This window comes from Streptomyces sp. NPDC107521 (genome assembly GCF_055598485.1).
This window is the reverse complement of the sequence record NZ_JBVKAT010000002.1, coordinates 322,006-336,984: the sequence shown is the minus strand read 5'-3', so window position 1 is coordinate 336,984 and position 14,979 is coordinate 322,006. Positions and strand designations below refer to the sequence as shown.

Genomic DNA, 14,979 nt, shown 5'->3' with positions numbered 1-14,979 from the left:
CGCCGGACGGTCCCTCCGGCGGGGGACGGAAGCGGGCGCGGGGCGCCGCACGGCCGCTCCGCGCCGAGCCCTGCCCCGCGCGTCCCGGGCCGTGACGCCGCCGGGCGCGGCCGCTCAGCGCTCCGGCGCCGGGGCCGGGGCGAAGGACAGGGACGGGGCCGGGGCGCCGTAGGAGAGACCGGGCCGGGGCACGGCACCGGAACCGGGCGTCACGGGCTGCCCGGCGGGCGGCTCCGGGCCGGTGGACCACGACCCGTAGGGGTTCTGCGACCCGTAGGGGTCCCGCGGGACGTAGGGGGACGGGCGGTAGACCGGCGGGCCGGTCCCGGCCGGGTCGTCCGCGCCGACCAGGGAGACCGCCCAGACCACGCCCACCGCGGCCAGGGCGCACATGGTGATCCTGGCGACCGTCCGCTGCCGCCCCAGCTCCTCGACGACCGGGTTCGGCGCGGCCGGGACCGGCCGCGGGCCCTTCCGGCCGCCCGGTGCCACCACCAGGCCCACCGGTGCCCCGACGTCCACCCCGAGCCCCGCCAGGTGGCGCCGCAGCGCGCCCGCCCCCGCGCGGTCCCGGACCGCGCCCCGGACCAGGTCCTCCAGGCGGCCCCGGGGAAGGAACGGGGAGTCCAGCAGGGGGCCCTGGCCCCAGCCGAGCACCCAGCGCCCCCGCCCGGCGCCGGTCAGGGCCTGCCCGGTCAGGGCGTACAGGGTCTCGGCGAGGCGGCCGCCGGGCAGGGCCCCGTCGGGGAGCTGACGCGCCAGCCGGTTCCGCTCACCCCGTTCCAGCAGACCGAGGACGGTTCCGAGGGTGGGCCCCGGGACGTCCCCGCGCCCGCCGGCCCCGTCGTCGGCCCCGCCGGCCCCGCCGACGACCCCGATGATCCCGCCCACCGGGCCGGTCCCGCCGGCCCGGCCGGTCCCGCGGTTTCCACCGGCCCGTCCGGTCGCGGTCCCGGCGGTCCCCCCGGTCCGTCCCACCGCCCCGGCCTCCCCGGCGCGGGCCGCCGCCTCCAGCAGCAGCCGGGCCCGTCCGACGGCCAGCGCCTCGGCGGCGACGCCGCCCCACGCCGCCAGCGGCAGTGTGGTGCCGGGACCGCCCGCCCTCCTCAGCAGCTCGCGCTGCACCCGCAGCGCCGGCCCGGGACCGGTGAGCAGCGGCCCCGGCACGACGGCCGGCCGGGCCGGGCCGGGCGGCCGGGACTCGATCAGCGCCAGCCGCCGGGCCAGCGGCGGATGGGAGTCCAGCGGCGACCGCTCCGGTTCCGCCGGCCGCGCGCGCAGTCGGGCGGCCCGCTGCCGGATCAGGGGGTGGTCCAGCATGGCGCCGAACGCCTCGAACACGTTCTCGGGGGCGTATCCGAGGCGCTGCACCGGCCGCAGGTACTCCTCGACGAACCCGGCCCACAGGACGCCGAGCGCGTACACGGAGCGCAGCGCCCCGGCGGTCGCCGCCGGTCCGGCCTCCGCGACCGCCCCGGCGTCCGCCTCCAGCTCCTGGCGCCGCCGCACGGCGAGCGACAGCCTCAGGTAGACCCAGGCGTAGGCGCCGATCACCGCCTGGAAGAAGCGGGCGTAGCCGATCCGCGACTGGTCGGCGCGGGCGGTCATCCGCAGCCGGAACAGCGTGGAGTGCAGCGACGCCGCGCCCCGGTAGGTGACCGCGCCGAAGCGGGTGTGGCGGCCCGCGTAGTGGCCCAGTTCGTGGCAGAGCACCGCCCGCAGCTCCAGCGGCTCCAGCCGCAGCAGGGGCACCCCGAGGTACAGGGTGCGCCGCCCGACGGCGAAGCCGAGCATCCGCGCCTCCTCCGACACGGACGCGTTGACCTCGGGCGTCAGATAGATCCGGCTGGGCGGCCGGGTCCGCAGCCGCCCGGCCAGCTCCTCGGTGAGCGCCCACAGCGCGGGCGCCTCGGCGCGGCGCAGCGGGACGGCGCCGGGCGGGTGGTCCTCGGCGCGGCTCACCGTGGCGATCCCGTGGACGAGGGCGAAGACCGCGGGGAGGCTGCCGCCGATCACCAGGGCCCAGGAGCTGGCCCGCGCCGGTGCCTCGACGATCAGCCACAGCGCCCCCAGGACCAGCGCCGTGTCGGCCGCGAGCAGGCCGAACGCGACCACGTAGAACCCGGCGAGCAGCCCCACCGCGAGCAGCCCGCGCCACCAGCCCACGAGGGCGGTCACGACCCCTCCGTCAGCCGCCGGGCCAGCGCCGCCCGCGCCCGCCGGGCCCGCTCCGGGTCGGCGAGCAGGGCGGCGCGCAGCCAGTCCTCGGTGCCGCGCAGGGCCGCGGTGACCGGGTCGTCGTCCGGCGGGCCGGACAGGGGGCGCAGGCGGCCCGGGGCGAGGGGCTCGGGGGCGCCGAGGAACGCGTCGCGGCCGGGGCCGGTCTCGTCGGCGGTCACGTCCAGTGCCTCCCTCAGCGTGCCGCGGGCCTTGGACACGTTGGCGGCGACGCCGCCCCTGGTCATGCGCAGGGCCTCGGCGATCTCCGCCTGGGACCAGCCGTGCAGGCAGTACAGGACCATGGTGATCCGCTGCCGGGGCGGCAGGGCGGCGAGCAGCCGCAGCACCTCGCGGGCCTCCGCGCTCTGCTCCGGGCCCGCGAGGACCGGCACCGGCAGGTCCGGCAGCCGCTCCCGGCCCCGGCGCCGCTTGCGGGCGGTCTTCCACAGCCGCTGGACGGCGGCCCGGTACACCCACGCCTCGGGCAGCTCGTAGCCGCCGACCCGCTCCCAGACCCGGTAGGCCTCGACGAACGCCTCCTGGAGCGCGTCCTCTGCGTCCTCGCGGCTGCCGCAGAGCATGATCAGCCGGGCCAGCAGGCCGCCGTGCGAGGCGGCGAAGAACGCCTCGAAGTCCCGCGGCCGCACGGCCGGTCCGGCGGTCACCGGGACTCCGTCCCGGGACCGGCCGTCCGCGTGGTCACCGTGCCGCCGCCGTCGGCCCGGGTGACCTCGACGACGGCGCCGGGGCCCGCCGCCCGCACCAGGGCCGCCAGCGCGTGCGCCCGGGCCCGCTCCCGCACCGGCCAGGTCCACAGTGCCGCCAGCGCGTACACCAGCCGGGCGCCCACGACCACCACGGCCACCATCTCAGGCTCGACCATTTCCGTGTCCCTCCTCGGGCTCACCACATTGACACCCGGATACAGCCACGGACAGCCAAGTGGTTTACCTCTGCCCGGAATTGATTCCGGCCTGACCGTGCGCCGCCCCCGGAGGCGGGGCGTCCGCCCGGCGCCGCCGGGGGCGGCGGGGGAGCGGGGGCCGGACGGCCGGGGTGCGGTGCGCGCCCTCCCGCGCGCCGGGCGCCCGCTCCCCGGCCCGGCCGGTCCCGCGCGGTCCGCCTCGCGCGTCCGGGAGTGCGGGGCAAGGGAGTTGCAAGGGCCGTGCAAGGAATCCGGCGCGGCCCGGGGGCACGCCTCTGTCATCCGTTGTACGCCGACACGAGCGATGGGGGATCGCGTGTCCGTCCGAACGACGAAATCCGCACTGATAGAGCAGGGCCACTGGCTGACCGTGCGGGACTGCAAGCGGGTCCTGGTGGTCGTGCACACGGTGACCTTCGCCCAACGACTGCGGGAGGTCTTCGAGTTGCTGGAGACCGACCTGCGCGTCCAGCTCGTCTTCACGGTCGCCCCGCACGCCTTCGGGGGCGGCACCACCGAGTACCTGAGGAGCCTGGGCATCATCACGGTGCCCTGGGAGGAGGCCCTGCGGGCCGAGTTCGACCTCGCCCTCGCGGCGGGCTCGCGCGGGGTGCACGAGCTGCGGGCGCCGGTCGTCCGCATCTCGCACGGGGCGGGGCAGATCAAGCTGCTCACCGATGTCACCACGCTCTCCCCGGGGGAGCGGAGGGCGCCGGGCATGCTCAGCCGCCAGCACCTCCTGCACGAGGGGCGGCTGGTCCCGGCCGCGCTCGTCTACGCCCACGACCGGGACCTGGAGGAACTGGCCCTGTCCTGCCCGGAGGCGCTGCCGGTGGCCCATGTGCTGGGCGACCCCTGCGTCGACCGGATCACCGCCGGGCGCCCGGCCCGCGAGGAGTACCGCCGTGCCCTGGGCATCGAGGACGGGCAGCGGCTCGTGGCCGTCACGTCCACCTGGGGTCCGGCGTCCACGTTCGGCCGGCTCGACTCCCTGCTGCCGCAACTGCTCGGAGGGCTGCCGGGCGACGGGTACCGGGTGGCGATGCTGCTGCACCCCAACGTCTTCGCCGGGCACGGCGTCCGTCAGGTGCACGGCTGGCTGTCCGCCTGCCGGGAGCGGGGGATCGCGGTCGTCCCGCCGGAGGCCGACTGGCAGTCCGTGCTGATCGCGGCCGACTGGATCATCGGCGACCACGGCTCGCTGACCGCGTACGGGACGCTCACGGGCGCGGCGGTGCTGCTGACCGCCGGGCCGCGCAGGGAGGTGTCCGACCGCTCCCCGGCCGCCCTGCTCTCCGCCGCGGCCCCGGTGCTCTCCCCGGTCCGTCCGCTGGCCGAGCAACTGGAGTACGCGGCACGGCTGCACCGCCCCGGGCGGTACGACCACGTCGCGGCCTCGCTGTCCTCGGTGCCGGGCCAGTTCCACCGGCGGATGCGGTCCGTCCTCTACCGCCTGCTGGGCCTGGGCGAGCCCGCCCATCCGTCGCCCGTCGCGCCGCCCCCGCCGCCGCCCGCCCTGGCGCGGTGGCAGCACGCGGCCGGTGCCGGGAGCTCCCGGTGACCCCCGGTGCGGCGCTCCCGGGCCCGCCCGCGGCGTGGACCACGGTGTGCCTGCCGGCGGCGGGGCACGGGGGGACGGCGCCCGGGGACGGCCGGGGTGCCCCGTACGGCGGGGGCGGGCTCCCGTACGGCGTGGAGGGGGCCGTCCGCGGCGCCCCGTACGGGAGGGGGGACCACGTCCCCTGCGGGGAGCCGGGGACCACCGGTGCCCCGTACGGGGGCCGGGCCGACGTCCCGCACGGGGGCCGGACCGACGTCCCGCACGGGGGCTGGGCCGACGTCCCGTACGGGCGGCCGGGCGACGGCCCGTACGAGGACCGGGGCACCGGCCCCTGCGCGGGGCCGGACGGCGGCGCGCGGGGCCTTCTGCGCGGCGGGAGGCCCGGCGGCGCGCACGGCGGTCCGGACGCCGGGTTCCGCGAGGACCCGAGGGGTGACGCCTACGGCCCCCGGGACGGCTGTCCGTGCGGTGGCCGGTGGGGTGGTGTGTGCCGGGGGCCGGGCGGTGAGGCGTGCGGGTTCCCGGGGGGCTGCCGGTGCGGTGGGTCCCGTGGCGGACCGTCCGGCCTCCGGGGCTGTCGCCGGGGCGGCGGGGACCGGCCGCGCCGTGGACGGGGGCTGTGCCCGTGCCCGGACCGGCGCGTCGGCGGCCGTCGCGCCGGCGGGCCGGGGCTGCTGCTGGTCTGGCGGTCGGACGCGGCCCTCGGGCCCGCCCTGCTCCGCTCCCGCCCGCTGCCCCCGCCCGGGGCGCGGCCGGTGCCCCCGCACCCCCTGCCCTGCCCGTACGGGCCCGGCGCGCCGCCCTGCGACGAGCACCTGTGGGTGGACGCGCACGGCCCCCGGGCGGCGGAGCTCGCCGTCCACGCCGACGTCCTCGTGAGCCGCGTACCGCTGCCGCCCCGGGAGGCCCGGCGGCTGGTGCGCGAACTGCTCGCCGGGCACCCCGGATGCCTCGCCGCCGCCGTCCCCGACACGGCCGGGGGGTGCGCCGCCGGGGTGCGGGCCCCGGGCGGCGCCGTGGCGGCCCCGGTGCGGCTGGAGCGGGACGGGCCGGTACCGCCGCAGGCGGTCGGGTCGGTGCTGCACGCCTGGGCCGTGTCCGGCCGGCCGCCCGGCGCGCTGCGGTCCGTCTCGGCGGTGGCCCGCCGCTGAGACGGGGCGGGGGCGGGGCCCGGGAGGAACGCCCGCCCGGGGCGTCCGGGGCGTCCGGGGCGCCCGGGGCGCACCGGGGCGCACCGGGGCGGGCGGGGGCGGGGCGGACGCGGTGGCTCACCCCCGCCGCGGCCGTCCGTCCAGCCGCCCCGCCTCCTCCGGGCTCAGCCGCCGCAGGAGGTCCCGGGCGGCGCCGAAGCACCGCTCCGCCTCCGCGAGGTCGCCCCGTGCCTCGGCCGCCCCGCCGAGCCACTCCAGGCAGCGCGCCTCCCAGTGCTCGGAGCGGGCCTCCCCGGACCGGAACCGGCCGAGCGAGTCCTCCAGCAGCCGCACCCCCTCGGCCGGTTGCCCGGCGCGCTCCAGGACATGGCCGAGGAGGGCCCGGACCCGGGCCGCCTCGTACGTCTCCCCCAGTTCCTCCAGTTCGGCCGCCGCCCGCCCCAACTGGTCGGCGGCGGTGGGGAGGTCGCCCGCGGCGACCGCGGTCTCGCCCAGCCGCCGCCGGGTGAGCGCGGCGCCCCGCCGGTAGCCGATCGACTCCCTGAGCCGCAGGGCCTCCTCGAACCGGGCCCGCGCCTCCTCCAGCCGTCCGTCCAGCAGGCCGACGTGGCCCAGCCCGCTCAGCGCCTGCGCCTGCTGGCGGGGGTCGCCGTCGGCCGCGGCGAGGTCCAGCGCCCGCCGGTACCAGTCGGCGGCCTCCGCGTACCGGGCGGCGTCGCGCAGGCCGATCGCGCCGGAGGTGAGCATGCGGCCCTCGCCCTCCCGCGATCCGGCGCGGCGGGCGGCGTCGAGGCCCAGCCGGTGCGCCTCGATCCACGGCTCGGTCGGCCGCAGCCGCAGGAAGAGCGGCCACATGAGGTCCGCCAGCCGCCAGCACTCGGTGTCCATGCCGTTCCGGGAGGTGAGGCGCACCGCGCCCAGCAGGCCGTTGCGGTGGGTGTCCAGCCAGGCGAGGGCCTGTTCGGGGCCGTCGAGCGGGGTCGGGGCGGGCAGGTCCGGGGGGAGGTCGTGGCCCGGCAGCCGGTGGCTGGGGGTGAGCAGGCGCTCCGCCGACGCCGTGGTGGCCAGGCACCAGCCGACGAAGCGGCGCAGCGTCTCCTCCCGCCGGGCGGGCGTCTCCCGCTCCTCGCCCAGTCGGCGGGCGTGCGGGCGGACGAGGTCGTGGAACCGGTAGGTGCCGGGGCCGGTCTCCTCCAGAAGGCTGGCCTCCACCAGGGCGTGCACGGCGTGGTCGGCGGACTGCCCGGGGTCGCGCGGGTCCGCGCCGCCGTCGCCGTCCGGTCCCGGCGGGCCGTCCGGGCGCGGGCCGCCGCCGTCGCCGCCGAGGGCGGTGAGCAGCGCCAGGTCGTGGCGGTCGGCGGGCAGCAGCCCCATCCGCCGGTACAGGGCGCGGCTCTCCTCCGGGAGGGCGTCGTACGAGAGGTCGAGGGCCGTGCCCATCACGGCCTCCCCGTCGACGCGCAGCGCGTCCACGGCGCCCCGGCCCCGGGAGAGGCGGTCGGCGAGGGCGGAGACGGAGTGGTGCGGGCGCAGGGCCAGCTGGGCGGAGGCCAGGGCCACGGCGAGCGGCAGCCGGCCGCAGAGCCGGACGACCTCGCGGGCGGCGGTCGGCTCGCGCGCCACCCGGGGGCCGCCGCCGACGGCGAGGAGTTCCACGGCGGACTCGGGGGAGAGCCCGGCCAGCCGGTGGGCGGCGGCGCCGTCGGCCTGGAGTCCGGTCAGGCTCCGTCTGCTGGTGACCAGGGTGAGCCCGGCCGGGGCGCCGAGCAGCAGCGGACGGACCTGGGCGGCGGTGAAGGCGTTGTCCAGCAGGACCGCCAGCCGCAGTTCGGCGGTGAGGGAGCGCCACAGCGCGCTGCGCCGGCTCGTCCCGGGCGGGACGGCGGAGGCGCCCAGCGCGATCAGGAAGGACTCCAGGACGGCGGATGCGGGGACCGGCCCGTCCTCCCCGTCGCCGGGCTGGCCGCCGAGGTCGGCGTAGAGCTGGCCGTCGGGGAAGCGGTCGGCCCGGCCGTGCAGCCAGTGGGTGGCGAAGGTGGTCTTGCCGACGCCCGGGAGTCCGCTGATCACCAGCACCTGCGGCGCGTGCGCCGGATGCCGGTCGCGCAGGGTGTCCAGGACCCGCCGGTCGGCCTCCCGGCCGAGGAACCGCACGGGCAGCGGGGGAAGTTGGCGGGGGACGGGGGGACTCCGCCGGGCGGCGGGCGTGGGGGCCGCGGTGTGGAAGTGGATGCCGCCGTGGACGTCCCGGGCCTGGACGCTGGGGCCGTGGAGCGTGGCGTCGCCGTCGATGGAGTTGGTGACGGCCCCCGGCGGGGACGGCGTGAGCCGGGGCGGGGGTGGCGCCGATGACACGGGCGGGGGCTGAGGAGCGGGGGCGTTCGCGGGCGGTACGGGGATGCCGTCGGACGGTAGGGGGCCTCTGCCGGGCGGCAGGCCACCACCGTCCGGGGGTAAGCGGAGGCTGCCGGGGGGTGGATCGCCGCCGTCGGGAGGCAGGGGACCCGCACCGGGCGGTAAGGGGCCTCCGGAGGGCGGGAGATCACCGCTGCTCCGGGGTAAGTGGACGCCGCTGTGCGGTGGATCGCCGCCGTCGGGAGGCAAGGGCCCCGCACCGGGCGGCGGATCGTCGAGTCCGTGGCGCAAGTGACCTTCCCCGGAGGCCGCGTCGGCCCCGCCCGGCGGTAAGTGTCCGTCCCCGCCGGGCAGGCGGCCGCTGTCGTGGGGCGCGGTCGCGCCGGAGGGTGCCGTGGGCGGCGGGGGGAGGATCCCGGGCGCGTGGCGGTGGGCCCACGCGGTCAGCGCGTCCCGGGTGGGGGCGTCCCGCCCGGCCAGGGCGTGGAGCCGCCGGGCCAGTTCGCGCGCGGTGGCCGCCGCGTCCCGTCCGCCCGCGGGGTGGAGGGGGCCGAGCCGGGCCACCACCGGGTCCGCGCGGGCCGCGACACCGGCCACCACCGCCAGATCGCGCCATGCGGGGAGTGCCGGGGCGGTGCCGTCGCCGGCGAGGGTCGACAGCAGCGCCTCCAGTCCGTCCGAGGAGAAAGTGCCCATGTACGCGACTCCCTTCCATCGTCGGGATGTCCCTCCCCGCCCCGGGCCGGGCACGAACGCATGCGGTTACTAATCGGTCAATTTTGATCTGATGGTGACGCAAGGTGTTCGTGGATGTGGGAATCGTGACACTCTTGAACACTTGACAATCGCAGACCCTTCCGGCGGGGAGGACGCTGGTGGAGTTCGAGATCAGGCTTTCGGGACCGGTGGAGCTCCGCGCGGCGGGCCGCCGCGGTGATCTCCGTTCGACGAAGACGCGGGTGGCGCTGGCCGCCCTCGCCTGGGACGCGGGCCGCACGGTGAGCGTGGACACCCTGATCCATCGGATCTGGGACGACCATCCGCCGGGCAAGGCCAGGCAGGCCCTGCACGTCCACATCTCGCGGCTGCGGAGCGCGCTGGCAGTGGCCGGGGAGGAGGCGCCCGCGATCGTCAGCCGCCGCAACTCGTACTCCCTGGAGGCCGATCCGGAGCGGGTCGACCTCCGCCACTACACCACCTGCGTGGAGCGGGCCCGCTCCCTCCGGAACGGCGGGCAGGCGCGGGCCGCCCAGCGCCTGCTGGACCGGGCGGACGGCCTCTGGCGCGGCGAACCGCTCGCGGGGATCGGCGGCGCCTGGGCCGAGCACCTGCGGGCCGTCCTGGGCGAGACCGCCCTGGTGGCCGCGATGACCCGGGCCGAACTCCTCCTCGACGAGGGCCGGTTCATCGAGGCGGTGCCCGTCCTGCTCCCGGCGGCCGAGGCGCACCCGGTCGACGAGGCGCTCGCCGAACGGCTCGCCGTCGCCCTCTACGGCAGCCGCCGCACGGCCGAGGCGACCCGGCTGCTCCAGCGGACCCGGCAGCGCGTCGTCCGCGACATCGGGCTCGACGCCGGGCGCGGACTGCACCGGGTGCACCAGGGCATCCTGGCCGGTGTCGCGCCGGCCGACCTGCTGCCGCGCGCCGCCGTCCCCGTCGAGGCCGCGCCGCCGGGACCCGCGCGGGTGGTGCCGGACAACCTGCCGCGCGACGTCCCCTGGTCCGGGCGGCGCGAGGAGCTGCGGCGGCTGACCGCCGCGCTCTGCGAGGGGCGGGGCGCCTCGGACGTGGTCACCGTCGAGGTGATCCACGGCATGGGCGGCGTCGGCAAGACCGCCCTCGCCGTCCACCTGGCGCACCGGCTGCGCGGCAGGTTCCCGGACGGCTGCGTCTTCCTCCACCTGGGCGGCGGCTCCACCGGCCGGGCCCGGCCCGCCCCGGACCGCGTCCTCACCGATCTGCTGCGGCTGCTCGGCGTGGGCGCCGACCAGCTCCCCGGCGACCTCGACGGGCTGGTCGCCCTGTGGCGCTCGATGGCGCGCGACCGCCGCATGCTGGTGATCCTGGACGACGCGACCTCCTCCGCCCAGATCCGCCCCCTGCTCCCGGGGGCCTCCCCGACGGCGGTCGTCGTGACCAGCCGCCGCAGGCTGCCCGGACTGCCCGGGGTGCGCCCGCTCTCGCTCGACGTGCTGCCCCCCGAGGACGCGGCGGCCCTCTTCGCGCGGCGGCTGGGCGCCGAGCGCGGCGCCGACCCCGCCGACGTGGCGGAGATCGTCCGCGTCTGCGGCCATCTGCCGCTCGCCGTGGAGATCGCCGCGAGCCGGCTGCTCACCCACGCCTCGTGGGGCACGGCCGACCTGCTGCGCCGCCTCGGAGGCGGACGGCTCGCCCAACTGCGCGACATCGAAAGGACGCTGACCCGCGTCTTCGAGGTCTCCTACGAAGCGCTCGACCCCGAGCAGCGGCTGGCGTTCCGGCGCATCGGACTGCACCGGGGCGTGGAGTTCGGCGCCGGGGCGATCGCCGCGCTCACCGGATTTCCCCCGGAGAAGGCCGAACGGATAGCCGAGGAACTCCTCGCGCACCATCTGCTCTCCGAACCCGTTCCGCACCGGTACACGATTCACGATCTCCTGCGCGACTACGCGCGTTCACTCGTCGAAGCCGGAACGGTCGATTCCCCGGACGAGGTCCGAAGATCCGTGCAACGGCTGGCGTTCCACTACGTCCACATCGCGGACCACGCCGACCGGCTCGCCTATCCGTTCCGGTCGCGCACGGATGTCGGCTGGGGCGATCCCCCCTCCGGGGCGGACCCGGACATCACGGACGCGCGTTCGGCGGAGGGCTGGCTGCTGACGGAGTCGGCCAATCTCCTGGACGCGCTGGACTGGTTCGTCCACCACGGCACGGAACGCCAACTGGCGCTGGCGGTGCATGTCCTGGCCATTTCCATGGATATGGAGGGGCATCCCGAGCCGTCCGAACCGCTCCTGCGACGCGCCGTCACCCACTGGATCACCGCAGGTGACAGCGGGGCTGCCGTACGGGCCCTGCTGGATCTCTGCGTGGTGTACAGCCGCGGCTCGCGCTTCGGGGACGCGAGCACCGCCGCGCGCGAGGCGCTCGACATCGCACGGTCCCTGCGCGAGCGGGAGTTGGAGACCGAGTGCATTCACCAACTCTCGATCTCCCTGTGGAACACCGGCCAGTACGCGCTGGCGCGGTCCCTCCAGAAGGATTCGCTGAATTCTCTTATGCGAACGAATGATCTGCTGCGGATCGCGCGCTGCAGAAATCTGCTCGGGGTCATCCAGTTGAAGTTGGGAGAGGAATCGGAGGCAATTGTCAATTTCAACGCCGCCCTTGCCGACTTCACGAATCTGGGGGACGAGCGGGGAATGTACAGATCCCTCAACAACATCGCCGAGTTCTATCGCCGGCGGGGGCGCCTGGAGGCGGCGGAGGTCTTCTACCGGCAGGCGATCCTTTTGGCCGACCATATGGGGGCTCCGGGGGACAAGGCCACACTCCAGATGAATCTGGCGGCCGTCACGGACGGGTTGGGCCGGGCCGACGAAGCCCTCGCCCTCTACGAGCAGGCGCTGCCCGTGCTGAGGGCCGTCCGCGATCAGCGCGGAGAGGCCATCGCCCTCACCAGGATGGGCCGGGTGCACCGGGCGGCCGGGCGCACCGAGGAGGCGCTGCGCGGGCATCTGGCCGCACTGGAGATCATCCGCGCCATCCATGCGACGGGCGAGGAGATCGAGGTCCTCTACGAGCTGGCCCTGGCCGAGTGGGACGTGGGCCGCACGGCCCGGGCCGCCGCCTGCCTGGAGTCGAGCCTGGAACTGAGCAGGGGTGTCGGCGCGAGTGCCGAGGAGGACCGCGCGGCGAGGGCGCTGGCGCAACTGCGGGGCAGCGCGACGGCGTAGCGCCCTCGCCCGTGCGGGTGGAGGTCCCTCGACCGCGGGCGGGACCGGGGCGGATCCGCTCCGGAGGGCACGGGCCGGTCGGCGCGCCGGGTCGTCGGAGTGCCGCACCGGATTGAGTTGCGTCGGTGCATGTGCATTTGAAAGGCTGATCGCGCCGGAGCCGCATTGTCGCCGCGTCGGCCATTGCAGACCCACGCCTGGGCTCGTGTGAGCTGTCTTCAGGCTTGAGCGAAAGAGCGCAAAGTGTCGCGTTTCTCAAGGATCTTGATCGCCTCCGCGTTCACGTGCATGACCTACGCAGTAGCGAACGGAATCTTCCATTCCGCCGGAGGAATGGTCTAGTCGCCCCAGCGTCCGGTACGTCCCCGTCCACCCGTACCCGGCATCACCGCCGCCCCCAGCGGCCAGGTGCCGGGTCTCCTCGCGTGGATGTGGCCGGTCGGGGGGCTGCCCCGGGGCGGGTGGGTCTGGGAGCATGGCGGTCCGATCCGTTCGCATCCGCTGGGCGACTGGGGGCACAGACGTGGATCCGATCTCGGCGAGCGTTCTCGTGGCGGCGGCGACCGGTGCGGGGGGTGAGGCGGGGCGGAGGCTCTGGGAGGCCCTGAGCGGGCTGGTGCGCCGGACCCCCGGAGGCGACCCCGCCGGATCGCCGGTCCCGGCCCCGGGTGAGGGCGAACTCGACGCCCTGGGCAGGAGTCCCGAGGACGAGGAGCGGGCCCGCCTTCTCGGCGAGGCCCTTCGGCAACGCGCCGCCCAGGACCCGGAGTTCCGGGCGCGGCTCGTCCACTGGGAGCAGCGGGCGCAGGCGCTGAGCACCGGCACGGGCGACGTCTGGAACGTCATCGGGGGCGGCACGCAGCAGGGCCCGGTCGTGCAGGGCCGTGACTTCTCCGGGATCACCTTCAACAGCCCGGACGGGCGGTAGCGGCCCCTTCCGCACCCGCCCCCCACACGGTCCCGCACCCGGGTCGCGGGGAGCGCGCGCACCGGGCGGGGCCGCGCCGCCGCCCGGCCGGGAGGGATGAGAGCATCGGTCGACACCCGACGGGGACGACCGTCCGGCCGCGCCGGAGGCCGTCCCGCCGTCCGTCCCGGCCCGCCCGCTCGTCCCGAACCGTCCTTCCGAGGAGCGCACTTGACGGACTCCCTGGCCGCACGACCGCCCGCGTCCGCGGACGCCGACGGGTCCGCCGCCCGCCGGTGGCTGCGCCGCTGGCACCCGGCGCCCTCGCCCCGCGTCTCCCTGGTCGCGCTGGCCCACGCGGGAGGCTCCGCCACCGCCTGGCACCCGCTCTCCCAGGCCCTGGCGCCCGACGTCGAGACCCTGTCCGTGCAGTACCCCGGGCGGCTGGACCGCATCGGGGAGCGGTCCGTCCCGGACATCCCGGCCCTCGCGGACCACGTGGTCGCCGCACTGGCGGACGTGACCGGCCCGTTGGCCCTGATCGGGCACAGCATGGGCTCCACCGTCGCCTTCGAGACCGCCCGGCGGCTGGAGGCGGCCGGCAGGCCGCCGGTGGCGCTGGTCGTCTCCGCCCGGACCGCGCCGTCGGCCGGGCCGTTCCGGCACCTGGAGCACGACGACGAGTCACTCATCGAGGAGTTGAGGGTGCTCGGCGGCAGCGAGGTGCTGCTGGAGAACAGGGAACTGCTGAGGCTCGCGCTGCCGCCGCTGCGCAGCGACTTCGCCGCGCTGGCGGCCTACCGCCACGAGCCCGGCCCCCCGCTGTCCTGCCCGGTCACCGCCCTGGTGGGCGACCGGGACCCGCGCGTCGGCCCGGGCGAGATGCGTGGCTGGGCGGACCACACCGACGCGGGGTTCGCCCTGCACGTCCTGCCCGGCGGTCACTTCTACCTTCAGGACCAACTGGACGCGGTGGCAGGGCTGGTACGCGAATCCCTGGCCGCACACCTGGACTGACCGGGGTCACCGGCGTCCCCGGGCCCGGTCCCGCCGGCGCGGGGGCGACGTGGCCCGACTCCGACGACCCGACGACCCGACGACCCGACGACCCGGTGGCCCGGTGCCGCGACGGCCGGACGATCCGGCTCCGGTGGCACGGCGGCTCGGACCCGGTGGCCGGACAGCCCGAACAGCCGGACAGCCCGAACAGCCGGACGGCCGGACAGCCGGGCGGCCCGGCCGCGTGGCCGGGTGACGGACGGCCCGCTGACCCGACGGCCCGGTGTTCCGGTGTTCCGGTGGCGCGACGGCCGGACGACCCGGCTCCGGTGGCACGGCGGCTCGGGCCCGGTGGCCGGACGGCCCGAACAACCGGACAGCCCGAACAGCCGGACGGCCGGACAGCTGGACGACCCGGCCGCGTGGCCGGGTGCCGGGCGGCCCGCTGACCCGACGCCCCGGCCCTGCGGACCGCGGTCCCTCCGGCCGACGGGTGGTGCCCGGCTCGGGCCTGCCCGACCGTGCGTCCCCGGAGCCGTCCCGCCGACCGCCCGTCCCGCCGATCCCTCGTCCCGCCGGGCCCGTGACGACCGCCGCCGCTGGGCGGTCCCCCCGGCCGCACCGCCACCGACGACCGCACCGCATCGCACCGGTCCCCCACCGACGAGGCCCTCACGAACGAGGCCCCCGCCAATGAGCCCCCACGCGGCGGGCCCGCGAAGCGGTGTCCTCCGCCGCGCCGGACTCCCGAGGTCCCCGTCGCGCCGGGGACCTCCACGGACGCCCCTCGCGGAACGGTGGGACCTTCACCGGCGCCCCTTCCGTCCCGCGTCCCGGCCTGCCCCACCCCTCCTCACTCCGGTCCGCTCCGGCGAAAGAAACCGTCTTCCTTTCCCTCCCCGCTCCGGCGATCCGGAAATCCG

At 77.3% G+C, this 14,979-nt stretch carries 9 protein-coding genes; 5 read left to right on the top strand and 4 right to left on the bottom strand.

Going from position 1 to position 14,979, the window contains the following annotated elements:
• Positions 1-114 precede the first annotated feature (114 nt).
• Genes ACZ7LB_RS04570 through ACZ7LB_RS04560 form a run of 3 tightly spaced genes read right to left on the bottom strand, consistent with a single transcriptional unit; the run spans position 115 to position 3,103 of the window.
• Positions 115-2,178 (bottom strand): M48 family metalloprotease, encoded by a 2,064-nt coding sequence (locus tag ACZ7LB_RS04570; protein ID WP_471465357.1) that lies wholly within the window; start codon positions 2,176-2,178, stop codon positions 115-117.
• Positions 2,175-2,885, bottom strand: a complete 711-nt coding sequence (locus ACZ7LB_RS04565) for an RNA polymerase sigma factor (protein ID WP_471465356.1) — start codon at positions 2,883-2,885, stop codon at positions 2,175-2,177. The genes ACZ7LB_RS04570 and ACZ7LB_RS04565 overlap by 4 nt, the downstream gene beginning before the upstream one ends.
• On the bottom strand, positions 2,882-3,103 hold the full coding sequence (locus ACZ7LB_RS04560; protein ID WP_471465355.1) for a hypothetical protein: 222 nt from the start codon (positions 3,101-3,103) through the stop codon (positions 2,882-2,884). The genes ACZ7LB_RS04565 and ACZ7LB_RS04560 overlap by 4 nt, the downstream gene beginning before the upstream one ends.
• 346 nt (positions 3,104-3,449) lie before the next feature.
• Here ACZ7LB_RS04560 and ACZ7LB_RS04555 point away from each other — a divergent pair, with 346 nt between their 5' ends.
• Together ACZ7LB_RS04555 and ACZ7LB_RS04550 are read left to right on the top strand one after the other, a co-directional pair.
• The gene (locus ACZ7LB_RS04555; RefSeq protein ID WP_471465354.1) at positions 3,450-4,706 is read left to right on the top strand and encodes a hypothetical protein; all 1,257 of its coding nucleotides are present in this window, start codon (positions 3,450-3,452) and stop codon (positions 4,704-4,706) included.
• Positions 4,707-5,461: 755 nt separating this feature from the next.
• The gene (locus tag ACZ7LB_RS04550; protein ID WP_471465353.1) at positions 5,462-5,857 is read left to right on the top strand and encodes a hypothetical protein; all 396 of its coding nucleotides are present in this window, start codon (positions 5,462-5,464) and stop codon (positions 5,855-5,857) included.
• 117 nt (positions 5,858-5,974) lie between these two features.
• On the opposite strand, the gene ACZ7LB_RS04545 is transcribed toward ACZ7LB_RS04550, so the two are convergent.
• Positions 5,975-8,212, bottom strand: a complete 2,238-nt coding sequence (locus tag ACZ7LB_RS04545) for a tetratricopeptide repeat protein (protein WP_471465352.1) — start codon at positions 8,210-8,212, stop codon at positions 5,975-5,977.
• Positions 8,213-9,087: 875 nt separating this feature from the next.
• On the opposite strand from ACZ7LB_RS04545, the gene ACZ7LB_RS04540 reads away from it, so the two are divergent.
• The 3 genes from ACZ7LB_RS04540 to ACZ7LB_RS04530 all read left to right on the top strand — a co-directional run bounded on the left by ACZ7LB_RS04540 (position 9,088) and on the right by ACZ7LB_RS04530 (position 14,074).
• Positions 9,088-12,150: an AfsR/SARP family transcriptional regulator gene (locus ACZ7LB_RS04540; RefSeq protein ID WP_471465351.1), complete on the top strand. Its 3,063-nt coding sequence runs from the start codon at positions 9,088-9,090 to the stop codon at positions 12,148-12,150.
• A gap of 523 nt (positions 12,151-12,673) precedes the next feature.
• A complete protein-coding gene (locus ACZ7LB_RS04535; RefSeq protein WP_471465350.1) occupies positions 12,674-13,078 on the top strand; it encodes a hypothetical protein in 405 nt (134 codons plus the stop codon).
• A 210-nt stretch (positions 13,079-13,288) separates the two neighbouring features.
• Complete coding sequence (locus ACZ7LB_RS04530; protein ID WP_471465349.1) at positions 13,289-14,074, top strand: thioesterase II family protein; 786 nt, start codon at positions 13,289-13,291, stop codon at positions 14,072-14,074.
• Positions 14,075-14,979: the final 905 nt, after the last annotated feature.